The sequence below is a fragment of the Thermoflexibacter ruber genome (assembly GCF_900113045.1).
GTDB lineage: Bacteria > Bacteroidota > Bacteroidia > Cytophagales > Thermoflexibacteraceae > Thermoflexibacter > Thermoflexibacter ruber.
The window spans coordinates 46,425-70,704 of record NZ_FONY01000013.1 but is presented as its reverse complement, the minus strand read 5'-3'; the positions used below and the strand labels follow the sequence as shown (position 1 = coordinate 70,704).

Below are 24,280 nucleotides of genomic sequence, written 5' to 3'. Positions count from 1 at the left end.
TTTTTAAGCCCATACTACTATGCAAGAAATTCGTTATGAGGTCAATAATCGTATAGCCTACATTACGCTTAATCGTCCAGAGAAGCGGAATGCTTTTAACAAGCAGTTGGTTTCCGAACTCAAAGAGGCTTTTTCAAGAGCCGAGCATGAGGAAGAAGTAAAGGTAATTGTACTAAAAGCAGAAGGGAAAGTATTTTGTGCGGGAGCTGACTTGGGCTATCTTCAGTCTTTACAAACTCATACTTTTGAAGAAAATTTAGTAGATTCTCACTACCTCAAAGACTTGTATTTACAGATTTATCGCCACCCTAAAATTGTCATTGCGGCTGTGCAAGGTCATGCTATCGCAGGAGGTTGCGGGCTGATAACTGTCTGCGACTTTGTGTTTAGCGTTTCTGAAGCAAAGTTTGGCTACACAGAGGTAAAAATAGGGTTCGTCCCTGCTATCGTAATGACTTTCTTGATTAGAAAAATAGGAGAAGCAAGGGCAAAGGAAATGTTGCTTTCTGGGGACTTGATAGAGGCAAGCCAAGCACAAGAATACGGCATAGTTACAGAAGTATTGTTTGACAATGAATTATACGAGAAAGTAGATGAGTTTGCTTTGCATCTCTGCCAAACTAATTCTGCTCAAGCAATGAAAGCAACTAAGCAGATGATAGCAGACATTCAGGAACGCTCACTCAGCGAAGCCTTAGTCTATGCCGCAGAGGTAAATGCTAAAGCAAGAGCTTTTGAGGACTGTAAAAAAGGCATTGCCGCCTTCCTGAGCAAAGAAAAGCTTAGCTGGTAACAGGCTTATCGCTAATTTCTAAAGAAGGGTTCTGCTCCTCCGAATTATTAGCATGAGCTATATCTGTTGATTCTTCTGTTGCTGCATGTATTATGGGCTTGCTTTCGTGGTGATGTGCAGGGAAAAACTTGCGTTGCAAGACCAAAATTAGTGCTACACCTATAAAAATAGAAGCATCTGCGACATTAAAAATAGGCCAGAGAGAATAGCGATTTCCTCCTATCAGAGGTATGTTTTCTGGTACTTCTCCTTCCCACAAGTCCACATAGAACATGTCTATTACTTTTCCATGGAACCAAGGGTAGAAAGGGGGAGGATTTTCTGTAAATGGAGCATTGTCTAAGAAATAACCATAAAAAGTACTGTCTATGACGTTGCCTATGGCGCCTCCTAAAATCAAAGCAACGCACCAAAGGAATCCTGGATGGTAAATTTCTTTTTTAGCAGCTCTATACAAGAAATACCCAATAGCTGTCATAGCTAACAAGCGAAAAAATGTAAGTCCTAATTTCCCATATTCCGACCCAAACTCCAGCCCAAAAGCCATTCCGGGATTGGTGGTATAATGCAATTTGAGCCAATCTCCTAAAACTACAATCTCCTCACCTTCAATCATATAGTGATGAATAGTGAGCTTTACTATTTGGTCTATCAAAATGACGGAGATGGCAAGCAAGTAGTATTTTAAGTATTTCATTCGTTCTGACAGCTATATTCTATACAAAATTGCCTGCAATTTAGGTATTAAATGTAAGATAATAAGCATAAGTAGGAAACTGCTTAACATTTTTTTTAAAAAAACAGTAATTTTTATCATTCTCGTTTACTGCTTTCACTATATTATTTTTCCACAATTACATATACATCTTCTTTTGGCTTTTTCATTTTGTATTTTTCGCGAGCAAATTTCTCTAACTGCTTAGGGTTGGCTTGTAGTTCTTTGATTTCTTTTTGCAAAGAAAGAATACTCTCTTTATAGTACATCTTGTCTTGCTCTAATTGGCTGATTTTCTTTTGTGTTTGGATTTGCTCATAGATATTATTCCCATCAAAAAACAGCATCCAGACAGCAAATACTGTCAGAAATAGCAAATAAAAATTATTGAACCGATTAAACAATTGCTTTAATTTACTTATCATAAGTCCATGATTTTTACAAAGATATATATATTTTTGAAAATTTAAAATATCTAAGCCATTTTTTTAGGCTCTTTGATACTTTTTGTCGAGTTAGCACATGAATAATGCTACGTGTAAATTAAGCCTGTAGGGCTGTAATCTATGTAGAAAAGAGCAAGCCAACATACAGCACCGCCATAGGCGTGAAAATATTTTATTGACAGTCGCTTATTTGTCTGGGAGACCCCGTCTGACAATTTTGTTGAATTACTTATTTTGTGTTAAATATCTAAATAATCACAAGTTTTTTTAACTTTGTAAGAAAGCACTGCCATCGGTGAAAACTGATTTACTTAGACTTTCTCACTATGTATGAGCATAGTGCTTTTTCGCCAACAATCCACTTGAAACATGAAAGATATGAATATTTTATTAGCAGAAGATGAACCTAAAATTGCCTCATTTATCAAAAAAGGCTTAGAAGAAAGTGCCTACTCGGTAGATTGGGTTAAAGACGGTAAAGAAGCAATTAAAAATAGCTTAAATAATGGTTATGATGTGATTATTTTAGATGTAATGTTGCCTAATGTAGATGGTTTTCAGGTCTGTAGGCGCATACGGGTCAAAAATCCACAAGTCCCAATTTTAATGCTTACTGCCTTAGACGGTACCGAAGACAAAATCAAGGGCTTAGATGCCGGGGCAGATGATTACCTACCGAAACCCTTTGACTTTGAGGAACTCTTAGCAAGGCTGCGTGCTTTGACACGCCGAAGTCATGTGCTTAATCCTGAAAAGCCTGCGGCAGAAGTGATTATTTGTATCGAGGATTTGTACTGCAATCTTTCACGAAAAGAAGTGCGTAGGGGCAACAAAGAGATTAAATTGACAGCAAGAGAGTTTGACTTATTGGTTTTTTTTATCAAAAATAAAAATAAAGTATTGGATAGGGCAAAAATTGCAGAGCAGGTATGGGACATTAGCTTTGATACGGGGACCAATATAGTAGATGTGTATGTGAATTATCTCAGGAACAAGATTGACAAGGATTTTGAGAAAAAGCTAATTCAAACACGCGTGGGTTTAGGGTATATTATGGTAGCCGAATGACTTTTATCACAGGGAGAAATCTTGCATGCCTAATACTTAATGAATAAATAAATTGACTGTGCATCATGCTATCCGCTGTAATTTAATGCTTTTGTTATTCTATAATTATGCTAAAGATGCTCAAAAAACATTTACTGACCATAGTTGTAGTACTAATTAGTGCTTTGATGCTTTTGTGCATTGGCTTTGTGTACTACAATAATGAGGTGATGAAAAAAAACAGGCTGTTGCAAGAAGAGGCAGAACTCATTAAACTTAATACAGACTTGATTCCCGCATGGGTAGTAAATGATTTGGATTTAGGTATTTGGGCGTATTACATCACAGAAGATACTTCTGTACTTCATCTTTACTACTCGGGAATAAGTTTGAAAAGCGAGATTTTTGATACCTTAGAGGTCAAATTAAAAGAACAAAACGCCGACTTAAATCCACTTTACCACTTAAAAGCAAGCGTAGAGGAGTACATTGATTTTAGTACTTCGCAAAAAATACTCATTGAGCAAGGTAATAAAGAGGAGTTTAAAAAGCGATTTTTAGAGAAAAGAGGCATTAAGGTAATGAAGGAGATTACCCAATTCCGTAACAAGACTTTTGAACTTTGCGAAAATCTTAAATCTAAGGCACAGAAAGAATATGAAAATGCACTCCAAAGAACTTATTTTGCCCTGATTGCTCTTTTTGTTGTCAGTATGCCTACTTTGGCTTTTACGGTTTTTTACACTAAAAAAGCATTTTCTTTTTCTGAAAAACTAAGACAAGCAGAGAGGGAACGAAGAAAGATGATAGAGCAGCAAAAAGAAATATTAGAGCTTACCGTCCAACAACGTACCAAAGAAATCGCCGCTCAGAATGAAGAACTGATACAGCAAGGAGAGCAGATAGAAATTCAAAGAGATTTGCTGTATAAGCAGAACCAACAGCTCAAAGAAGCCCAAAAAGAAATTCAAGCTAAAAATGAAGAAATAGCCTCACAAAATCAAATATTGGAGGAGGAGGTAGTAGAACGGACTCAAGAACTGAGCAAAGCCTATGAGGAATTAACAGAATACAACCGACAGTTAGAGCAGTATTCCTTTATCACTGCTCATAACCTACGCTCACCCGTAGCAAGAGTATTGGGACTATGTAACTTGTTAGAAATGGAAAACGTAACTTTCGAAGAAAAACTTAACATTATCAAACAAATTGCTGCGAATACGCAACTCTTAGACGAAATCGTTAAAGACATCAACCATGTTTTTGAAATAAAACGCAAATCCCAACTGATGCTTCAAGTAGTTGGCTTAGAGGAGATAATAAACAAAATCAGACTTTTGTTAGAAAAAGAGATGGAGGAATCACAAACCGAAATTATTACTGATTTTCAACAGATAGAATATCTACATACTTTTGTTCCTTATGCAGAAAGTATTTTTTACAATCTTATTGACAATGCTATTAAGTTCAGGCATCCTCTCAGGAAACCATTAGTGCAGATTGGCTCTGAAAAAGTAAACCAATTCACTAAAATAAGTATTCAAGACAATGGCGTTGGTATTGATTTGGAACAGTATAAAGGTAAAATTTTTCAACTGTATAAAAGATTTCATTTGCAAGTGGCAGGAAAGGGCATGGGCTTGTTTTTGGTAAAAACACAAATAGAAAGGCTGGGGGGACGCATAGAAGTAGAGAGTGTGCCTGAGCAAGGAACAAAATTTGAAGTTTATTTCCCTGAGAAAAATCTTTGAAAACTTTTTATTATCTTTGACTTATAAACTTGATGCACTATGGAAACCGTAGAAGAAACTTTGTCAGAGTACGAAATAGAACGTAAAAAACCTATGCCAAGCCTTATTCACAGCATTGTCCAAGCAAATCTCATTTTTGAAATAAAACTGAGATATAGAACTATATATACAGTTCCCTCTGAACTTAATCTTGCCCTTTCTGATTGGGACTCCGTTCCTGATGTTTGCATTTATCCTAAAATGGAAATCAATGTGCAACAAGATGTAATTGCGATGACAGAGCCTCCGCTTGCTGTTATTGAGATACTCTCCCCCACTCAAAGCCTTCAAACGCTGGTAGATAAAGCCCACAAATATTTTTCTTTGGGGGTACAGTCTTGCTGGCTGGTGCTTCCAAGCCTTAAAAACATTTATGTATTCTCTGACCAAGAAAACTACGAAATCTACCGCGAAAGCGAAACCTTAGTAGATAAAAAGCTGAATATTTCCTTTCCTCTGGCAGATGTTTTCAAATAATTTAGTTTGTTTAAATAAAACTCTTACAATTATTTTGAGGTAAGTATTTTGAGTTATATATTTTTGTATGCTTAGCTACCTTTTACAAGAAAAATCTATCACTAACTAAACATAGTAAATATGCAATTGAATGGAAGTCATACGCTCAATACCTCCAAAGAAATGCTTTGGGCAATGCTCTTAGACCCCGATACACTTACAAAAGTGATACCAAGCCTCAAATCCTTAGAAGCTACAGAATCAGGAGTGTATAAGGCTATATGTGAGGTAAAAATGGGACCGGTAAGCGGAACGTTTGAAGGAACTATGGAAACGATAAACTTGAATCCTACAGAAAGTTTTACTTTGATAATGAAGCAAAATAGTAAAATAGGCAATGTAGTGGCAGAAGGGAATATCGTGCTTAAAGCCATAGATGAAGGGCATACAGCAATGCTTTTTGACGGAGAGGCAAAACTCTCAGGCTTGTTGGCTCGTACAGGGCAGAGAGTACTCAGCGGAGTAGCCAATAGCTTAGTAGGAATGTTTTTCAAAGCTTTAGAAAAAGAAATAGAAAAGGCAAACTCTCCCGAAGGAGAAGAAGCCAAAAAAGAGAAAAAAGGATTTTGGAGTAGATTAGTAAGCTAAAATGATATATGGAAAAATTTAGAAACACATTCAACTTGGTTTCCAATGTTGCTTTTGTAACTTGTTTGGTGGGTTACTTGCTAAGTGCCAATCAAATCAAAGGCTTTGGCACTTTGCTTATTGTAGGGTGGTTAAGTTTTGCGGTAGTAGCATTGATAGAGGCTTTTCTTTATCAGGGCAAAGCCAAACTGCTCTATATGATTATGTTAGTAGGAACGGCAGTAGCTTCTGTTGGCATTTTATTCAAACTGATGAATTACCCCAATAGCCAAGAAATGCTTTTATATGGCGGTGGAAGTGCCTTAGTAGGTTTTCTATTGGTACTTTTCAGTACACAGCGATTTGACTCCCTAATGTCTAAGTCGCTGATAGCAGGATTAATCGCTATGTACCTGATAAAAGGAATGTTTACTTTTTAAGAGAAGCCAGAATAGTATGCAAGATATGCCTTACCTCTGGCGACCACCAATGTTCTAAGGTTTCTTTGAAAGAATCCGTCGAAGTAATATCGAGGGCTTTGATAAGGTCTTTGCGAAGGTTTGTTTTAGTTTTTTGCCATGTAACGGGGTCAAAACTCAAATAGTGCTTCATTTTTGTTTCTGCTTGGTTCAGCACTTCCTCCAAAGGCACGACTTCATCTACCAATTGAGCTTGCAAAGCCTCTTGTGGAAGCAGTAGCTTGCCTTCCATGAGGTATTGATAGGCGTTCCTGTTCCCAATCCAAAAGGCATACAAAGCAAAAATATGATTTGGGACAATGATTCCTACAGGCACTTCATTCAATCCAATGCGATAGTTTCCCTCTGCCATGACTCTGTAATCTCCGCAAAGAGCTAAAATACAACCTCCCGCAGGGCTATGTCCTGTAATAGCGGCAATCATAGGCTTAGGGAAGGAAGCCAAAGAGAGCATCATCTTGGAAAAATCTTTCCAAAAATCTTCCATTTCTTTGGGGTTAAATTGGTACAACTCCAACAAATCTAAACCAGCAGAAAAATAATGTTCTTTTCCAGTGATAATCAATCCCTTGACCTCAAAATTATGAGCAAGTTGATGTACTAACTCCGTCAGTTCTTGAATCATTTGGCGATTCATAGGATTGGCTTTGCCTCTGTTGAGTTGGGCTATGGCATAGTTTTCTTTGCGCGTAAGTGTAATGGTTTGCATAAGTTTATTTGGCTAAGTTTAGATTTTGATTTTTTTAATCTCCCCACATTCCCACAGGCACAATTTCTAACACATGATTATCAACATCTTTGAAATAAAAAGACTTAAACCCATTTCCCCAATCATGCTCGTGAATAATCTGAATTTCTAAGGCTGTTATTTTCGTCTTCCAACGCTCGTATTCGTCTTGGGAAACTTCAAAAGCAATATGTTGATGTCCGTAGGCAAAATGAGGCGGTAAAAAGGTATCCTGTCGAGTAACTTCTGGATTGAAACAAAGCAATACTGAACTACCCACACGAAAAAAGACATGTCTGTCCTTTACCTCCCCTATGACTGGGAAACCCAACAAGGTATGATAGAATTTTTTGGACGCTTCTAAGTCTTTGACGTACAGTGCTATCTCCTTTACTTGGGTAATAGACATAGATGTATTAATAGGAATATTTTGGAAATTCAACGATGAAAGTAGCTCCTTTTTTAGGTTCGCCCTCTGCCCATACCCTTCCTTGTAACTGTTCTGTCAGGGACTTGACGATAGAAAGCCCTAATCCTGACGAGGACTCCCCGTTAGTAGGGCGCGCACTTAACTTTTGAAACTTTTTAAATAAGTTCTTCTTATCTTCCTCGCTCAGCCCTTGTCCTTCGTCTTGGACACTAACCCTGACATATTCACCATTTTCTTTGACTTTGATAAAGACATTGCTATTGACATTTTTAGGAGAAAATTTGATAGCATTAGAAATCAAATTGTCAAAAATACGGCTTAAATAATCTTCGTAGCCTTTGATATACACCTCTTGGTGGCTGGTTTCGTAGTTGAGAACCACTTGTTTTCTTGAGGCTTGTTCTTTATAGCTTTCTAAAAGCCTGCCTATCAACTGAATTAAATCTATCTTGGAAAGAACAACCTGAGAAATGCTGTTATCTCCTTCTAAAGCCTTTGTATCCAACAAATTGCGTATGTGCCTACTTGCATCGGCAATGCTTTTTCTTAGCAATTCCATGTAAGTAAGTTGATTATGGTTGAAATTATTTTTGCCCTCCACTTCCAAAAGTTCCAACAAGCCACTAATGCGATTGATAGGCGACTGCAAATCGTGTACTATCATACTGATAATACTATTTCTTTCATTATCAAGCTCTTGTAGTTTACTGTTCTGAGCTTCTAAGATTTGATTTTTGAGTTCTATTTCTTCTTTTTGTCTGATAACTTCTTTTGTTCTCTCTGCTACTTTTTGTTCTAAAAGCTCTTTGGCTTCTTTTAAGTCTGCTAAAAGTTGAACGTTGTCTCTGCGAAGTTGGAAAGTTTCACTTGCTTTCTTCAGAGCAAGACGCATCTCCTCAATGTCCCAAGGCTTAGTGATGTATCTATGAATATCACATTCGTTAATAGCTCTAATAATCGCTTCTGTATCGCTAAAGCCAGTAAGAATAATACGAATGGCATGAGGATACTCGGCTAAAGTCCATTTCAAGAACTCCACCCCCGTCATCTTAGGCATTCTTTGGTCAGAAATAATCAAGTCAATAGCCTGCTGGCGCAAAATCTCCATCGCCTCTTGGGCTGAGTTTGCGGTGAATATGTCATAATCTCGTCTAAACGTGGCTTTAAACACATTCAGGTTTACTAACTCGTCATCAACATAGAGAATACTATGTTTTTGATTTTCCATTGGGTAAGCTCTTATTAGAATTAACTTTGGCTTTGAAAGAGCAACAGCAATCTCTTTCTGAGATATTCATTTTTTAGAGTACAAATTTCATACTACTTTCATTTGCATACTTCTATATGAATCAGCAAATAAACAGTTTTTCTTTATAAAAAACAAAATCCATGCTCGTAAATACCACAATTAAAATGGTCAATGACCTAATTAAACCTTTCGCTTTTTTAAGTATCTAAAAAGACAAATACTAAACGATTAAGTAAATCTTAGCAAATTTAGAAATTTTTTAATAAAAATTTAGAAAATATCATGCTTCAAATCAATCCACAAACAAAAATACAGCATCTCTACCTGCGTGCAGGTTTTGGAGAAAGTTTTGCCTTCATAGAAAACAACAAAAAAGAAAGTGTAGAAAAACTTGTTTCCCAACTTTTCAAAGAAAGTGAAGAAGTCAGGGATTTACAGGTAGTAGATAGCAACCAATTAAAAATGGGAAAATTTTTGTTGGCAGACAAAGATGAGAAAAGAGAAATGATAAGAGATTCTATTGCTAAGATTAAAGACTTGAATCTGATGTGGTTAGATAGAATGACGGAGCGACAGGGAATGTTGAGAGAAAAAATGACTTTGTTCTGGCATGGGCATTTTGCCTGCCAATCTGCCAATGTTTTTTTCATTCAAAAACAAAATAATATACTTAGAAAACACGCTTTGGGGAAATTTGGTGATTTGCTACACGCCATTTCTAAGGACCCCGCCATGTTACAATTTCTCAATAATAAACAAAACCGCAAAGACCGTCCTAATGAAAACTTTGCCAGAGAAGTCATGGAACTTTTTACTTTGGGACGAGGAAACTATACCGAGCAGGACATCAAAAACGCAGCCAGAGCCTTTACAGGGTGGGACTTTGAGATAAGTGGTGATTTTATTTTACGCAGGTTTAGGCATGACTATGGGGAAAAAACCTTTTTTGGCAAAACAGGGAAATTAGAGGGGGAGGATATTTTGAATATGATTTTGGAAAATAAGCAAACCGCTAAGTTTCTTACAGGCAAAATTTACAAGTACTTTGTCAATGAGAATATGAATGAAGAAATTGTAAATCAGTTAGCGACAAGTTTCTATCAATCGGATTACGACATAGGAAAACTGATGAGGGAAATATTTACTTCAGACTGGTTCTACGAAGCCCGAAATATAGGAGTGCGTATCAAATCTCCTATTGAGTACCTTACTATCCTTCGCAAGCAGTTTAATTTGGGTTTTAACGATAAAGAACCTTTGCTGTTTTTGCAAAAGGTATTAGGTCAGATGTTATTTTATCCTCCTAATGTCGCAGGCTGGAAAGAAGGTAAGGCTTGGATAGATAGTACGACTATTGTTATCAGGACTCAACTGCCCGAGATGCTTTACAGAATGGGAGAAATTACCTTGCAACCCAAAGAAGACGGCGATGTAAATACCGAATTTTTTGCTAAAAATAAACTTCGCACTATCAAAGCCACCTACGACTGGCAGGATTTTATTACCATTCTGGGGAAGGAAAATCAAGAAGATATATTTGCCAAAATTGCCAATTACTTATTCCAAGTTCCTATCGCTGAGGAAACTAAAAAAATGTTGTTGCAAAATATAAAGCATGAAAGCAAGGAAGAAACGATTAAAAACTTGATAGTGGCAATGGTAACGCTGCCAGAATATCAAGTCTGTTAAAAGTAAAATTTTTTTGCAAAAGTATTACCTTTGCAAAAAAGTATAAACCTTGAATCCTGAAATACAAAACGATACAGAGCCAAACGACGCAAGTGAGATGATAGATAGCTTTGAGCAGTTCAAGCTCAATAAGCAAATCCTTTCTGCTGTCCAAGAAGTTGGCTACCAAAAACCTACCCCTATCCAAGCCAAAGCCATTCCGCTGATTTTAGATGGGCATGATATTTTAGGTATTGCCCAAACAGGCACAGGGAAAACAGCAGCTTTTGTTATCCCTATTCTCATGAAAATCAAATATGCTCAAAGCCCCAACCCAAGAGCATTGATTTTAGCCCCTACGCGAGAGTTAGCTATCCAAATCAGTGAAGAAATCAAAAAGTTAGCTACCTATACGGATTTGCGTCAGGTCTGTATTTACGGGGGAGTGGGAGCAAAAACCCAGATAGAAGCTATCCAAGCGGGAGTGGATATCTTAGTAGCTACTCCCGGACGCTTCATGGATATCTATCTTTCAGGGAACTTAGTAGTTAAAGAATTGAAAATCATGGTCTTAGATGAGGCTGACAAGATGATGGACATGGGTTTTATGCCCCAAATCAATCGCATTTTGGAGGTAGTACCGCGCAAAAGGCAAAACTTGCTTTTCTCAGCTACTATGTCAGAAAAAGTACTCAAACTCATAGAAAACTTTTTGGAGTTTCCACTCAAGGTCGAGGTTACTCCACAAGCCACCCCTGCTGAAACGGTTACGCATTTTGTTTATCACGTTCCTAATTTTAAAACCAAGATTAATTTATTAGGCTATCTACTTCAAAATGAAGCAATAAGTAAGGTGATTATTTTTGCCAAAACTAAAGAAACCGCAGAAAATATATTCAAATTTATCCAAAGGAAAATAGATAAGCATGTGCGAGTAATTCATGCCAACAAAGGGCAAAATACGCGCATCAATGCTATGGAAGAGTTCAAAAAAGGAGAGATTAGGGTACTGGTTGCTACTGATGTGGCGGCGCGGGGAATAGATGTAAGTATGGTAAGCCATGTGATAAACTTTGATGTGCCTATTGTCCACGAGGACTACGTGCATAGGATTGGGCGAACAGGCAGGGCAAATAGGGAAGGAACAGCCATTACTTTTTGTACGAAGGCAGAAGTGTATCACCTCGAGAAAATTCAGAAACTAATCAAAATGCCTATCCCTGTAGAGGAAATCCCCCAAGAGGTAGAAATTGAGGAAACTCCTTTTGAGGAAAACCAAGCCATGCTCATGGAAATAGACCGTCAAAAACGTAAGGAAAATCCTGAGTTCAAAGGGGCTTTTCACGAGAGAAAAACAAAGAACTTACCAACAAAAGGTAAGGCTGGGAAATCAAGTAAAAAAGTAGTTTTTGATAAAAACAAGGTGAAGAAAAAAAAGTAGAAAAATGGGATACTCGAGAGCGCAAGTAGCCAATTATTAGAATTGCTACTTGCTCTCTACTTAGCTAAAATACTCCTTCATTCTTTCCATGAAACTCTTTTCTGATTTTTCGGGCTTGGGGCTGAAGTTTTCAGAGTTTTTGAGTTTTTCTAACAAAGCCCTTTCTTCTTTGGTTAGTTGCTTAGGTGTCCAAATATTGATATGTATAAGTTGGTCGCCTATTCCGTAACCATTGAGTTCCTTGATGCCTTTGTTTTTCAGTCGTAGGATTTTTCCGCTTTGTGTGCCGGGTTCTATGTTAATCCTTGCTCTCCCACCTATGGTAGGTACTTCCAAAGTAGTCCCCAAAGCTGCATCTATAAAACTAATGTACTGTTCGTAATGGATATTTTTCCCTTCTCTTTTTAGGGTTGGGTGTTCCTCTTCTTCAATCATAATGAGCAAATCACCTGCTACACCACCGCCTGGCGGAAAGTTCCCTTTACCTGCCATAGAAAGTTGCATACCTTCCTCTACGCCTGCGGGTACTTTTACGCTGATAACTTCCTCTTGCAATACTAAGCCATCTTTGCCTCCACAAGCTCCATCACATCGCTCTGATACTGTGCGTCCTGCACCATTGCAAGTCGGACAGGTAGTCGCCGACATCATTTGCCCAAGCATGGTATTAACTACTCGCCTGATTTGACCTGTACCGTTGCAAGTAGCGCAGTTTTTAAATGAAGTACCATTTTTTGCTCCTGTTCCTTTGCAACTATCGCAAGCTACATATCTTTTTACTTTGATTTTCTTCTCTACACCCTCAGCTACTTCTTCTAAATTTAGTTTCAACTTGATGCGAAGGTTAGTGCCTCTTTTGACCTGCTGCCTACCACTTCCCCCACCAAAGAAATCTCCAAAAGGACTTCCGCCACCGAAAATATCACTAAACTGAGAGAAAATATCTTCCATATTCATACCTCCGCCACTAAACCCGTCCATACCTTGATGTCCAAAGCGGTCGTATCTTGCTCTTTTGTCAGCATTGCTTAGGACTTCGTAAGCCTCTGCCGCTTCTTTGAACTTTTCCTCAGCCTCTTTATTCCCCGGATTTTTATCAGGGTGATACTTAATGGCTAATTTTCTATAGGCTTTTTTTATCTCCTCCTCTGACGAGTTTTTACTTACTCCTAAAACCTCGTAATAATCTCGCTTTGCCATTTGTAGATGACTTTATATTGTATTGATGTAATTATATGATTGATAAAGAATAATGTATATCGATTAGTTTAGCTTCCTACTACTACTTTCGCATAACGCACTACTTTTTCCCCCAAGAAGTAGCCTTTTTCCAACTCATCTACTACCTTCCCTTGCATTTCTGGCATAGGAATTTGGGTAATCGCTTCGTGATAATCTGCATTGAAGTCTGAACCTTTTACATCTACCATAGGTTTCAAACCCTTCTGTTCCAATATTTTAAATAACTTGTCGTGTATCAAGACCATCCCTTGTTTCAGGCTTTCTATGTCTTGATTGTCAAAGTTTTTCTGCGCTCTTTCAAAATCATCTAAGACTGGAAGCAGACTTACCATCAAACCCTCATTGGCAGTAGTCATAAAGTCCAACTTTTCTTTTGCTGTTCTTTTTCTATAGTTCTCAAAGTCAGCATACAACCTCACATATTTTTCTTTCATTTCTGCGAACTCTTTTTTCCACTTCTCTGCCTCGTTTTCTGTATTATGTACTTTCACTTCTTGTTGGTTTTCTTGTTGAGTATCAGCAGAAACTTCCTCAATAGTTACATTTTCTACCTCTTGATTGTTTGTTTGGTCTTTGATTGTATCGTCATTGTGGTTTTCCATGTCAGACAATTTTAATTAGAAAATTTGTTTAGATGATTAAATTGTTGTTTTCTAAAACCTTTATTATTTTAACAATTATACTGCCAAAAGGTTGCTAATGACAAAATGGCATATTTTTTAGCAAAGTTTATAGTACCGCAGGCATACCTGTATTTGCCAAGTTAGAAGTTGCCTTGCTGAGCAATTGTCCCTTTTCGTTATAAATCTCTGCGGCTGCATTGACGATGGTTTTTCCTGAGCGGATAACAGTAGATTTGGCGATGACTGTTTCCCCTATCCTTGCAGGGTGGAGAAAGTCAATATGCAGATTGATAGATACATACAAGTTAGGCAAGCCCAAAGCCGCTACGGTCATGCCTATAATATCGTCTAAGATAGAAGCATGAATCCCTCCGTGCAATAATCCCGCAGGATTGGTCATTTCTTTTCGTACCTTAAAAGACATCTCAAAGCTGCCTAATTCTGCTTTGAGTAGCGTACCATTGAGCCATTGCGTAAGTGGTGGGGCTATATCGGACATAGGTTTGTCTATGTGTGCCTTAAACATTTCTAAGATTGGATTCATATTATTTGAATTAAATTGTACTTATCTAAGGGCAAATATAGGTGATTTGATAACAATGCAAGGTGTTTGGAAAAGAAATAATTATGAAATATAAAAAAAACAAGTTTTTATTGTGTTTAACTAACATTAAATAGTAATGAAATAATTTTAAGGCGTTAATATTTAATTTAATTCAAAAACTTACACCATTTTTTATGCTTTATTTATTTTTGATAAACAAATTCCTAAATAGGTATTTTGCATATAATTTCAAATTGTACTAATCAAATAAAAAATATAACTATTTTATTTTTGCATTATAAGTATTTGATAATAAATATATTGTTTTTCATAAAAAACTAATATAGTCAATAGTGGTATTCACTATAAATAGGATTTTTCAAAGAATCTTCTTGTGTTTGAAAAAAAAGTTTAACATTTTTTTTTTTAATTACGCAAAACTTATTACGTTTGTAAAATAAAAATCAAATAATAACAGCAAAATCAATAAACGATATAGATAAGTTTTGCCTATCTCTATTTTTTCCAAAACGAGCTGTACTTGAAACATAACTTACAATCTTTTAGAATTTTCATTTTTAAACTAAAAAGTTTTATGAACCAAATCAAACCAAATAAAAGTATAACTACCATAATTGGTTGCTGGCTCTTTCTCTTGAGCTTAGTAACCAATTTTGCGTATGCGGAGAGGTTCACAGGAGGCGACCTACCTTGTGGAAAATTCCGTACACAAACACAAGGAGGCTGGGGGAGTACAGCCAATGGGAATAACCCAGGTGCTTATAGAGATGCTAATTTTGCCACTGCCTTCCCTAATGGATTAACTATTGGGTGCAGTACAGGATTTACTATCAAGTTCAATACCTCTGCTGCTATCAAAGATTTTTTGCCACAAGGTGGAAGTCCTTCACAACTTACAGCAAGCTATGTAATGGGTGGAGCGGGCAATCCTGTGCAAGACCTCAATAATGTTTTTGCAGGACAGGTACTGGCTCTTTCTATTTCTGTAGGCTTTGATAATGCTATTCCTTCTTTTAGCCCTTCTACTGAGAAGTTGGAAAATCTGATATACGATGTAAATGGTTCTCCTTTCAAAGGTTGGACAGTAAAGCAAATTTTAGAAGAAGCAAACAAGGCTTTGGGGGCTTGCAAACCTATTCCAAGTGGCTTGAATGATGCAGTATCTAAAATCAATGAAAACTTTGTAGATGGGACTACCAACAAAGGTTACTTAATATGCCCACCAGAAACTAACCTTTCTATAGATAAGAAATGCCCCAATGGAACATTCTATGTAGATGATACTTTCATTTATGAAATCAAAGTTACTAATGGCAATGGAGCAAATGCAGAAAATGTAGTGATTACTGATGAGTTACCTTTAGGTGTTACATTTGTTTCCGCAGACAACGGTGGAACTCATACTGCTGGGGTAGTAACTTGGAATTTGGGCACATTGAATAAAAATAGCAATAAAACCGTAAAAGTAACAGTAAAAGCAACTGTAAGCGGAGCGATTAAAAACAAGGCAAGTGTAGCTACTACTACCAAAGACACCAACTCAAACGATAACAAAGATGACTGTACGATTACTATACTACCCAAAGCAGATGTAAAAATTGTAAAAACAGCCACTGCCACAGTTTTTGTAGGAGAAAATATCACTTATACATTGGTAGTAACTAATGACGGACCTTCTTCTGCAGCAAATGTAGTAGTAAAAGATAACTTACCAGCAGATGTAGATTTTGTAAGTGCAGACAATAGCGGTTCGTACAGTAGTGGGGTGATTACTTGGAACTTAGGCACATTAGCAAAAGATGCTTCTATCACTTTGACAGTAGTAGTAAAAGCAAAAACTGTAGGTAATCCTAAAAATAAAGCCAGCGTGACTACCACTACTTATGAAAGTAACACAAGTAATAATAATAGTGAAGCAACGACTGAGGTAAAAAGAAAAGACCCTGAAGTTAATTGCGGAGATTTGGTAGGTAAAGATGGGAACGAAGAGAACTGGTTAGATAAGGTTACATTGACCGCCAAGAGCATAGGAGATGTAAGTTTTACTACTACTCCAATACATTTTTCTACTGATGCAGATTGGAAAGCTAATAGCGCAGGGGTAGGGGTAATGAAAGCAAGCGAAGGTGGAAGTCCTAATTTTCTTAGAGAAATTAATTATTTTGCCGAACATAATGCCTCAGAAGTATTGAGGGTAGATTTTGGTGCTGATTATGCTACAAAAGAAATAACAGGGGCTGATGTTTTACTGTCAAGGTTTTATACTTCTGAGAACGGCAAAGCAGAGCAAGGTCACTGGACAGCCAAAGATGGCAGTGGCAACGTAGTAGGAAGTGGTGGATTTGTAGCCACAGCTCCCCTAACAGGCGACAACCCCGGACACTACAACTTAAAGATTCGTACTTGCAAACCTTTCCGTTACTTAGAGTTCTGTGCAGGACCTTATACAGACATTACTGCAAGGACAGAACAACCCGACAATAGTGATTACGCTGTGAGAGAATTAACGGTCGTTTGCGAACCTCAGTGCGACACAGACTTAGCAATTACTAAGACCTGCCCCACAGGTGAAATTTTGACAGATGATGAGTTTTGGTACACTTTGCAAGTAAGCAACTTAGGCAAAGTAGATGCAACTAATGTTACTGTAACTGATGTATTGCCAAGCAACGTGCAATTTGTTTTAGCAGACAACGGCGGAGTAGAGGCTCCCGCAGGTACAGTAAAATGGACATTGGCTTCTTTGGCAAAAGGTGCTTCTATTACCTTAAAAGTGAAAGTAAAAGCATTGACCGCAGGAACAGGCATAGTAAACCAAGCCTCAGTGGTATTTGAAAGTCCAAAAGATATAAATAATCAAAACAATCAGTCTTCTTGCTCTGTGGATATTAAGCGAAGAACTACTGATGTTTCTATCAAGAAAAACTGCCCTAATGGAGAGATTTATGTAGGTTATACTTTTGACTATACTATAACAGTTACCAACGCTAAGGCAGACGAAGGAGGCAATGATGCCACTAACGTTACGATTGTAGATGAACTTCCTGCGAATGTAGTCTTTGTTTCTGCAAACAAGGGAGGTACTTATGCAGACGGTAAAGTAACATGGGTGATTCCTTCTTTGGAAGCTGGGAAATCTGAAACCGTGAAAGTAACTGTAAAAGCTATTACTGCGGGTACTGCGGTGTTAAATTCTGCTTCTGTATCTATTGAAAAACCTGTAGATAGCAATGATAAGAATGATATAGCTTCTTGCACTATTGACATCAAAGAATGGAATCCAGAAGTAAAGTGCGAAGATGTCATGGGAACTGCTAAAGATATAGCCGTAAATGATGGTGGCTTAGCAGGATTGATGAGTAGCTGGTTGAGCAAAGTAACTTTGACTGCGAAAGCAATAGGAGATGTTAGCTTCACTAATATTCCTGTAAACTTTGTTACTGATGCAGGCTGGAAAACAGGTAGTGCAGGGGTAGGTGTGAAAAAGATAGGTGAAACAGGTCCTACTTTCCTCGAGGAGATTAACTATCGTGCAGAAGAAAATGCTTCTGAAGTATTAAGAGTAGATTTTGGAACAGACTACGTAACTAAGAATATTACAGGAGCAGATGTGTTATTATCAAGATTCTATTCTAACGAGCCAAATAAAACTAAAGCAGAACAAGGTTTCTGGGAAGCTAAAGACGCAGATGGCAATATCGTAGGAAGTGGAGAGTTTGTGGCTACTCAGCCTTTGTCTGGCGACAATCCGGGATACTTCAATTTAGAAATTCGTACTTGCAAGCCTTTCCGCTACTTAGAGTTTAGTGCAGGTCCTTATACTACCGTTTCTTCTGCAAGAACTGAAACCGTACCAGATAACAGCGATTACTTGCTTAGAGAATTGAAAGTAATTTGTGAGCCTGTATGCAGAGTAGATTTGACTTTGGTTAAGAGATGTACTCAAAGCGTAGTAGTAGGTCAGGAAATTACTTATACCATAGTAGTAACCAATACAGGAAAAGATAACGTAACAGGAGTAAGCGTAGAAGATATACTTCCTACAGGTGTAGAATACGTAGCTGGTTCTGCTGATAATGGAGGAACTTTTGATGACGGCAAAGTAACTTGGACAGGGCTTAGCATATCTGCTGAATCTTCCATTACTTTGACATTCAGAGCAAAAGCCTTGACAGTAGGAGTTAAGCAAAACAATGCTAAACTGACCTACAAGCATGATGCAAATGCAAGCAATAATGCTGACGCTTGTACTACTACTGTAACGCCTATCAAATTAGATGTAAGCATTACCAAAGAGTGCAAACCTACTTCCGTGATACTTGGACGTAACTTCTCTTACAAAATTGTAGTGAAAAACAATAGATTAGTAAAAGGTACACCTGCAAACACTGCCACTAATTTAGTTGTAACAGATGTATTGCCAGCAGGAGTAACTTTCGTATCCGCAACGCCGAAAGACGGTTACACTTATGACGAAGATACTCACACTATCACTTGGATTATTCCTTCACTTGGCGATAACAAAACAGTAACTTTCAATGTAACCGTCAATGCACAAGAAACAGGTAGCTATCCCAATGAGGTATCTGTAGAAGTAGATGAAACTACTTCCGATGATGTAAATAAAGAAAACAATAAAGCTAACTGCTCTACTGTGGTATTCTACAAAGCACCAGAAGATTGTGCAGTTTTCCATGTGAAGCACGTAAGCGGTGGTTCTGAACTCTATACCTTAGATGTTACCACAGGCGATACTACTATCGTAAGAGTATTACCTGGCAAAGTACACTTCGCAGTAAAAGATGGTTTTATCTATGCAATCAATGAAAGCACAGGAGAACTATTTACCATGAAGTTATCAGACGGCAGTTTGAACTCTTTGGGTATTATCAAAGATACTTCTGACAAAGTTATCAAAGGAAATACACAAGCAGCATTCAATTTCTCTGGTGAACTTTATATAGGAGCAGGTAAGATTTACAAAGTAAATTTAGTAACGTTGGTAGCCACTTCTTTGGGCAACGTGAAAGTAGGTAGCGTAAATGTAAATACTGACGGTGGCGACCAAGTCTTTGCTTCTGACGGTTCTTGGTACATGGCTGGTAAGCTAAAAGGCGATGCTGATGACCGCATCTTCAAAATTACAGGTGCGTCTGGTGGCAACTTAAATGCAGAGATTGTAACCGAGCCACTTGGTGAAATTACAGGTCTTGCAATGACAGACAACGGAGACGGCGACTTGGTAGCCTCTATCAATAGCATCGGATTCAAAGTAATCAATCCAAGCAACGGTGCGGTTAATAAACACATAGACATGAAGTTTGGTTGGGGAGATATGGCAAGTTGCGTTGGTCCGGTAAGACCTGCTAATGTGTCTATCACTAAGAATTGTGTAGAATCTGTAAAACAAGGTGAGAACATTACCTATACTTTGACAGTAACTAACACAGGAAATAAGACAGAAATAGTAGATGTAAAAGATTTCTTACCAAGTGGAGTTACTTTTGTAAGTGCTTCCGCTGGTGGAACTCATAGTGCAGGCGTAGTTACTTGGACAGGCATTTCTGTAGGGGTAGGAGCAGGAAACGCAGTTACCTTGACCGTAGAAGTAACCGCAACGCAAGTAGGCAGCCAAAAGAATACTGCGAAGGTCATCACAGCTAAGACTAACCTAAGCCAGCAGACTGAAGCCTCTTGTACTACTGAGGTGAGAGTAAGGAAAACTAACATCAGCATTACTAAGACAGCTTCTAAGACTTCTATGACAGTAGGTGAAACCTTCACTTATACACTGAAAGTAAAGAACGAAGGCGAAATAGATGCAGTCAATACAGTAGTAAGCGATGACTTACCAGCAGAAGTAGAGTTTGTTTCATCAGTACCAGTTCCGACCACTCATGTAGGCAATAGCTTAACTTGGAACTTAGGCACAGTAGCACCAAGCACTACTCAAACTATCACAGTAACAGTAAAAGCAATTACTGCAAAAGACGGAGTGAAAAACACAGCTACTGTAACTACTGATACCGAAGAAACTACTACAGATGACAATAGCGACGATGAGGTGGTAGATATTAAAGACATCTGCCCTGCACCACAAGACATTTGCAGTACTCAAGAAGCCTTCGCTATCAAAGTAACAGACTTTAAGCAAGGGAAGCGTCATGACGGTAATAATGTTGTTGCATCTCGTAGCAATCCTAACAATGCACTTTTCATGCCTCAAAATGATGATAATACAGCAAGCCCAATTAACTATGTTTCCTTAGGGTTTGGAGGTTCTATTGATTTGGAATTAGCAACGCCTGTGTATAATTGGAATAAAACAGGAGTGCCAGTAGTAGCTAAATACGCACAAGTACCCGGTGAGATTTCTTATGGAGATTTGATAGTAGTGGAAACAAGCTACGGAAGGTCTGGTACTAACTGCGGTCCTAATCAAGACATCAGATACCCAGAAAGAGCAAGATTCTTTGGTAGAGAATGTCCAGAACAGCCTTGGGTATTGTTAGGAGAAGGTTGCCGAGTATCTTTCGTAGATGTAGCTAACATAGAAAAAGCAGGTCAGAAATACGTAAAATATCTGAGAATTGTGGACATCTCTGATAAGTCGCTCTTCACAAGTGTAGATGATGGCTATGACGTAGATGGTGTGATTGCTTGCCCTGCTACTGTAGAGGAAATCATCAAAACAGGTTCTTACGATAGCCGCAAAATCTCTCGTGGTCGTTCAGAAGCTGGTTTCTCATTCAGTTTAGATTATTTCAATAGAGAACCAAACGCCGCAGTAGAATCTGGAGACGTAGCAATGGTAGCTTATCCTAATCCTTCTAACGGTCGCTTAACGATTGATTTGACATCTGTAATGGAAAGTGATGTAGTTGAAATCCACGTATATAGCACACTTGGTGAGTTGATGACTGTAAGACAAATGAATTTGAGCATCGGTGGTAACAAGACAGAACTTGACATCAGCAACTATGCCAATGGTATGTATATCATTAAGACAGTGGCTAAGTCTGGTGCGTCCTACGACCATATTAAGATTATCAAAGAGTAATTTTAGCAGAAAGTCCTCTTTCTAACAGATTAGGAGAGAGGCTAATAATAAAAAAGCCTGAGTACATTTGCTCAGGTTTTTTTATTTTGTTTACTAAAAGCAAGTATTTTAGTTACTTACCATCTGTTCCCATGCTTCGTTAGCGGTAGATACAGGCAGTAAGCAGGTTTTATTCCTACAAACATAAATGAGCGTTTTTTCTTGCTTTGCTTCTCTCATTTCCAACAAAGGAAGTTTACTTTGGTGAAGCGTGCCAACCATCACTTTATTAGGAAAATATCGCTTATGTATTTGTTGAGCAAAAGAGAAAAGCTGTTCTCCACTAATCGCAATTTCTACAGTAGGTGTTAAAAAATAAGTGTATAGACAAGCCCAATTTGCCAAATAACGCACTTCTTTTTTGAGTAAAGGGCTAATTTTGGCAAGCATAGTTTCTGACATGGCTTTGTAAGCCCTATTATCAAGTAAAATACCAAGAAAATAAAGATTACTTGCCATGATAGAGTTAGAAGAGGAGATAACGTTATCAAAAATCTCTTTTTTGCGAGCAATCAACTGTTCTGCGGAGTCATCTGTATAAAAAAATAGCTCTTCTGTATGGTCGTAGAAGTGCTGAATAGCGTATTGGGCAAGGGCATTGGCTTGGTAAAGCCATTTTTCCTCAAAACTGACTTGATATAGGGAAATATATGCTTGAATCACAAGAGAATAGTCCTCTAAATAAGCAGGGATAGTAGCCTTCCCATTTTTATAATTTCTGAAAAGCCTACTACCAGAGGTCATTTTTTCTTGGATAAACTGAGCATTTTTTAAAGCCAAGTCCAAAAACTCGCTTTCTCCAAAAGCTGCATAAGCATCGCATAATCCTTTGAGCATAAGCGCATTCCAACTACATAAAATTTTATCGTCTAAACTTGGACGGATTCTTGGCTCTCTCGCTTTGAAAAGTTTTTCTTTCCACTCCCTAACCTTATTAGTGGTTGAGGATACTAATAGAGATTGCGGATTGATGTGCAGAATATTGTATCCATGTTCCCAATTCCCTTCAGCAGTGATGTTAAAGTATTCTTTAGCTAACTCTCTATCTTCTTCATTTTCAAAAACTTCGTCAAATTCTTTCTCTGTCCAAACGTAAAACTTTCCTTCTACGCCTTCGCTATCTGCATCTAAGGAAGAGTAAAAGCCAAATTCCTCACTCATTAACTCTCTTTGTACAAAAGCAATGGTTTGATAAACTACATTTTTATACAAGTCTTTTTGGGTCAAACTATAAGCCTCTGCATACAAGCTAACTAACTGCCCGTTGTCATAAAGCATCTTCTCAAAGTGCGGTGCAAACCACTCTCCATCAACAGAATAGCGAGCAAAGCCTCCACCTATTTGGTCGTAAATACCTCCATAAGCCATGCTCTGCAAGGTCAGTTCTACTTGTTTTAAAGCATTTTCATTTTTTGTCAAATGATAATAACGTAAAAGAAACAAGTAAATACTTGGCATAGGAAACTTAGGAGCATTGCCTACCCCTCCATGTTCTTTGTCAAATTTTTTCTCTATCGTCTGATAAATAATTTCTAAGTCTCGGAGAGAAAAATTATTATTTTGGTGAATAAGCCCATACTTTTCCAATTCACTTTCGTTAAGTGCTTGCTTGAAACCTTCTGCGGATTCTTCTAATTCTTTGCGATTATGCTTAAAGGCATGGGCAACTTGCTGAATGAGATTCCCCCAATTCTGCGGGGGGAAATAAGTTCCCCCATAGAAAGGACGCCCATCAGGAGTGAGAAACACATTGAGAGGCCACCCACCATTTAGCCCCATAGTGTGGATAGCGTCCATATAAATTTGGTCTATATCAGGTCGTTCTTCTCTGTCCACCTTAATACAAACAAAGTTATCACTCATAAATTTGCCAATCGCTTCATTTTCAAAGCTCTCTCGCTCCATTACATGACACCAGTGGCACGCTGAGTAGCCAATGCTTAGAATAATCGGTTTATCATCTTGCTTAGCTTTTTGCAGAGCCTCCTCCCCCCAAGGATACCAATCCACAGGATTATGGGCATGTTGGAGCAGATAAGGGCTATTCTCATTAATTAAACGATTGCTTTTCATATATTTATATTTTTTTATTTAAGGCTTTTATTTTAAAATCTTGCAATTTTCAGATATAATCAGAGAACAAAGCTAATTAAAAAGGCTTTCATTTGAGAGTATTACTTATTGAGTATTTTTGGATTTAGATAAAATCCAAAAAAAAATTAGCAAATTTATGCTAAAATATAATTTAGGCTTATGGAGCAGTTTATCCAAGTAATTAGTCAGATGATACAAATTTCGGAAAGCGAACTGAATGAGTTTCTGAATTATTGTTATGTCAAAACTTTTAAGCGAAATGAGGTACTTAGCCAGCCTGATTTTGTTCCTAATGAAGTTTTTTTTATTGTTTTGGGCATACTTAGGGTTACGATTACAGATAGAGAGGGCATAGAGCATACGGTTCACTTTGCTTTAGAAAATCAGTTTATCGCAGACTATTCAAGTTTTATGCTTAGGCAACCCTCTCTCTATACTTTGCAAGCGATAGAGGAAACTCAGGTAGTTGTTTTACCGCGCAGTGCGATTGACTGGGGCTATCAGCATCTTAGACAAGGGGATAAGTTAGGACGCTTAATAGCAGAATATTACTTTATCTACCAAGACAATAGAATCAAAAATCTTTATGCTCGTACCCCAAAGGAGAGATATGATACAATTACAGAAGTATTCCCTAATATCCATAACCGAGTTCCCCAACACATGATTGCTTCTTATTTAGGGATTACCTCTGTTCACCTTAGCCGTTTGAAAAAATTGGACTTTAAAAAAGTATAAACATTTGTTATCGACTCGAGAGCAGTTTTGAATTTAACTTTGTCTTATATA

General features: G+C 37.7%; 19 protein-coding genes. 10 read left to right on the top strand and 9 right to left on the bottom strand.

Features of this window, described 5'->3' with window-relative positions; translation table 11 throughout:
- Positions 1-19: 19 nt before the first annotated feature.
- Positions 20-793: an enoyl-CoA hydratase/isomerase family protein gene (locus BM141_RS08765; protein WP_091544060.1), complete on the top strand. Its 774-nt coding sequence runs from the start codon at positions 20-22 to the stop codon at positions 791-793.
- Here BM141_RS08765 and BM141_RS08760 read toward each other — a convergent pair.
- Positions 783-1,490, bottom strand: a complete 708-nt coding sequence (locus tag BM141_RS08760; protein ID WP_091544058.1) for a lipoprotein signal peptidase — start codon at positions 1,488-1,490, stop codon at positions 783-785. The genes BM141_RS08765 and BM141_RS08760 overlap by 11 nt on opposite strands.
- A gap of 143 nt (positions 1,491-1,633) precedes the next feature.
- Positions 1,634-1,933, bottom strand: a complete 300-nt coding sequence (locus BM141_RS08755; protein ID WP_091544055.1) for an FtsB family cell division protein — start codon at positions 1,931-1,933, stop codon at positions 1,634-1,636.
- A gap of 399 nt (positions 1,934-2,332) precedes the next feature.
- On the opposite strand from BM141_RS08755, the gene BM141_RS08750 reads away from it, so the two are divergent.
- The 5 genes from BM141_RS08750 to BM141_RS08730 all read left to right on the top strand — a co-directional run bounded on the left by BM141_RS08750 (position 2,333) and on the right by BM141_RS08730 (position 6,314).
- Complete coding sequence (locus BM141_RS08750; RefSeq protein WP_091544176.1) at positions 2,333-3,022, top strand: response regulator transcription factor; 690 nt, start codon at positions 2,333-2,335, stop codon at positions 3,020-3,022.
- 116 nt (positions 3,023-3,138) lie between these two features.
- Positions 3,139-4,752 (top strand): sensor histidine kinase, encoded by a 1,614-nt coding sequence (locus BM141_RS08745; protein WP_177217309.1) that lies wholly within the window; start codon positions 3,139-3,141, stop codon positions 4,750-4,752.
- Between the two features lie 39 nt (positions 4,753-4,791).
- Entirely contained in the window at positions 4,792-5,268 is a 477-nt protein-coding gene (locus tag BM141_RS08740; RefSeq protein ID WP_091544049.1) for a Uma2 family endonuclease, read from the top strand.
- Positions 5,269-5,388: 120 nt separating this feature from the next.
- Complete coding sequence (locus BM141_RS08735) at positions 5,389-5,895, top strand: SRPBCC family protein (protein WP_091544048.1); 507 nt, start codon at positions 5,389-5,391, stop codon at positions 5,893-5,895.
- 8 nt (positions 5,896-5,903) lie between these two features.
- Positions 5,904-6,314 (top strand): hypothetical protein, encoded by a 411-nt coding sequence (locus BM141_RS08730; RefSeq protein ID WP_091544045.1) that lies wholly within the window; start codon positions 5,904-5,906, stop codon positions 6,312-6,314.
- Here the strand turns inward: BM141_RS08730 and BM141_RS08725 are convergent.
- Genes BM141_RS08725 through BM141_RS08715 form a run of 3 tightly spaced genes read right to left on the bottom strand, consistent with a single transcriptional unit; the run spans position 6,304 to position 8,738 of the window.
- The gene (locus BM141_RS08725) at positions 6,304-7,062 is read right to left on the bottom strand and encodes an enoyl-CoA hydratase/isomerase family protein (RefSeq protein ID WP_091544041.1); all 759 of its coding nucleotides are present in this window, start codon (positions 7,060-7,062) and stop codon (positions 6,304-6,306) included. The two genes, BM141_RS08730 and BM141_RS08725, sit on opposite strands and share 11 nt — an antisense overlap.
- 34 nt (positions 7,063-7,096) lie before the next feature.
- Positions 7,097-7,489: a VOC family protein gene (locus BM141_RS08720; protein WP_091544173.1), complete on the bottom strand. Its 393-nt coding sequence runs from the start codon at positions 7,487-7,489 to the stop codon at positions 7,097-7,099.
- 7 nt (positions 7,490-7,496) lie between these two features.
- Positions 7,497-8,738, bottom strand: a complete 1,242-nt coding sequence (locus BM141_RS08715) for a hybrid sensor histidine kinase/response regulator (RefSeq protein WP_091544037.1) — start codon at positions 8,736-8,738, stop codon at positions 7,497-7,499.
- Positions 8,739-9,041: 303 nt separating this feature from the next.
- Here BM141_RS08715 and BM141_RS08710 point away from each other — a divergent pair, with 303 nt between their 5' ends.
- A complete protein-coding gene (locus BM141_RS08710) occupies positions 9,042-10,448 on the top strand; it encodes a DUF1800 domain-containing protein (protein ID WP_091544034.1) in 1,407 nt (468 codons plus the stop codon).
- Positions 10,449-10,545: 97 nt separating this feature from the next.
- Positions 10,546-11,868 (top strand): DEAD/DEAH box helicase, encoded by a 1,323-nt coding sequence (locus BM141_RS08705; RefSeq protein WP_091544170.1) that lies wholly within the window; start codon positions 10,546-10,548, stop codon positions 11,866-11,868.
- A 60-nt stretch (positions 11,869-11,928) separates the two neighbouring features.
- Here the strand turns inward: BM141_RS08705 and dnaJ are convergent, their stop codons facing one another.
- The 3 genes from dnaJ to BM141_RS08690 form a co-directional block, all read right to left on the bottom strand.
- Positions 11,929-13,068, bottom strand: coding sequence for a molecular chaperone DnaJ (dnaJ, locus tag BM141_RS08700; protein WP_091544031.1), 1,140 nt, complete (start codon positions 13,066-13,068; stop codon positions 11,929-11,931).
- A 68-nt stretch (positions 13,069-13,136) separates the two neighbouring features.
- Positions 13,137-13,712 (bottom strand): nucleotide exchange factor GrpE, encoded by a 576-nt coding sequence (locus tag BM141_RS08695; protein WP_091544028.1) that lies wholly within the window; start codon positions 13,710-13,712, stop codon positions 13,137-13,139.
- A gap of 127 nt (positions 13,713-13,839) precedes the next feature.
- A complete protein-coding gene (locus BM141_RS08690) occupies positions 13,840-14,277 on the bottom strand; it encodes a PaaI family thioesterase (protein WP_091544026.1) in 438 nt (145 codons plus the stop codon).
- Between the two features lie 595 nt (positions 14,278-14,872).
- On the opposite strand from BM141_RS08690, the gene BM141_RS08685 reads away from it, so the two are divergent.
- Positions 14,873-21,358 carry a T9SS type A sorting domain-containing protein gene (locus BM141_RS08685; RefSeq protein WP_091544020.1) on the top strand — a complete coding sequence of 2,162 codons (6,486 nt, stop codon included), beginning with the start codon at positions 14,873-14,875 and terminating at the stop codon, positions 21,356-21,358.
- 108 nt (positions 21,359-21,466) lie between these two features.
- Here BM141_RS08685 and BM141_RS08680 read toward each other — a convergent pair whose 3' ends face one another.
- Complete coding sequence (locus BM141_RS08680) at positions 21,467-23,470, bottom strand: thioredoxin domain-containing protein (protein WP_091544016.1); 2,004 nt, start codon at positions 23,468-23,470, stop codon at positions 21,467-21,469.
- Between the two features lie 180 nt (positions 23,471-23,650).
- Between BM141_RS08680 and BM141_RS08675 the strand changes: the two genes are divergently transcribed.
- Positions 23,651-24,229, top strand: coding sequence for a Crp/Fnr family transcriptional regulator (locus BM141_RS08675; RefSeq protein WP_091544012.1), 579 nt, complete (start codon positions 23,651-23,653; stop codon positions 24,227-24,229).
- The last annotated feature ends 51 nt before the right edge of the window (positions 24,230-24,280 follow it).

Excerpts from the sequence above, each read along its gene's own strand:
- BM141_RS08765 (WP_091544060.1), top strand. The coding sequence starts at position 20 with ATGCAAGAAATTCGTTATGAGGTCAATAATCGTATAGCCTACATTACG.
- BM141_RS08675 (WP_091544012.1), top strand. The coding sequence starts at position 23,651 with ATGGAGCAGTTTATCCAAGTAATTAGTCAGATGATACAAATTTCGGAA.
- dnaJ (WP_091544031.1), bottom strand. The coding sequence starts at position 13,068 with ATGGCAAAGCGAGATTATTACGAGGTTTTAGGAGTAAGTAAAAACTCG.
- BM141_RS08710 (WP_091544034.1), top strand. The coding sequence starts at position 9,042 with ATGCTTCAAATCAATCCACAAACAAAAATACAGCATCTCTACCTGCGT.
- BM141_RS08745 (WP_177217309.1), top strand. The coding sequence starts at position 3,139 with ATGCTCAAAAAACATTTACTGACCATAGTTGTAGTACTAATTAGTGCT.
- BM141_RS08725 (WP_091544041.1), bottom strand. The coding sequence starts at position 7,062 with ATGCAAACCATTACACTTACGCGCAAAGAAAACTATGCCATAGCCCAA.
- BM141_RS08735 (WP_091544048.1), top strand. The coding sequence starts at position 5,389 with ATGCAATTGAATGGAAGTCATACGCTCAATACCTCCAAAGAAATGCTT.
- BM141_RS08690 (WP_091544026.1), bottom strand. The coding sequence starts at position 14,277 with ATGAATCCAATCTTAGAAATGTTTAAGGCACACATAGACAAACCTATG.
- BM141_RS08705 (WP_091544170.1), top strand. The coding sequence starts at position 10,546 with ATGATAGATAGCTTTGAGCAGTTCAAGCTCAATAAGCAAATCCTTTCT.
- BM141_RS08695 (WP_091544028.1), bottom strand. The coding sequence starts at position 13,712 with ATGGAAAACCACAATGACGATACAATCAAAGACCAAACAAACAATCAA.
- BM141_RS08760 (WP_091544058.1), bottom strand. The coding sequence starts at position 1,490 with ATGAAATACTTAAAATACTACTTGCTTGCCATCTCCGTCATTTTGATA.
- BM141_RS08720 (WP_091544173.1), bottom strand. The coding sequence starts at position 7,489 with ATGTCTATTACCCAAGTAAAGGAGATAGCACTGTACGTCAAAGACTTA.
- BM141_RS08685 (WP_091544020.1), top strand. The coding sequence starts at position 14,873 with ATGAACCAAATCAAACCAAATAAAAGTATAACTACCATAATTGGTTGC.
- BM141_RS08730 (WP_091544045.1), top strand. The coding sequence starts at position 5,904 with ATGGAAAAATTTAGAAACACATTCAACTTGGTTTCCAATGTTGCTTTT.
- BM141_RS08750 (WP_091544176.1), top strand. The coding sequence starts at position 2,333 with ATGAATATTTTATTAGCAGAAGATGAACCTAAAATTGCCTCATTTATC.
- BM141_RS08715 (WP_091544037.1), bottom strand. The coding sequence starts at position 8,738 with ATGGAAAATCAAAAACATAGTATTCTCTATGTTGATGACGAGTTAGTA.
- BM141_RS08755 (WP_091544055.1), bottom strand. The coding sequence starts at position 1,933 with ATGATAAGTAAATTAAAGCAATTGTTTAATCGGTTCAATAATTTTTAT.
- BM141_RS08680 (WP_091544016.1), bottom strand. The coding sequence starts at position 23,470 with ATGAAAAGCAATCGTTTAATTAATGAGAATAGCCCTTATCTGCTCCAA.
- BM141_RS08740 (WP_091544049.1), top strand. The coding sequence starts at position 4,792 with ATGGAAACCGTAGAAGAAACTTTGTCAGAGTACGAAATAGAACGTAAA.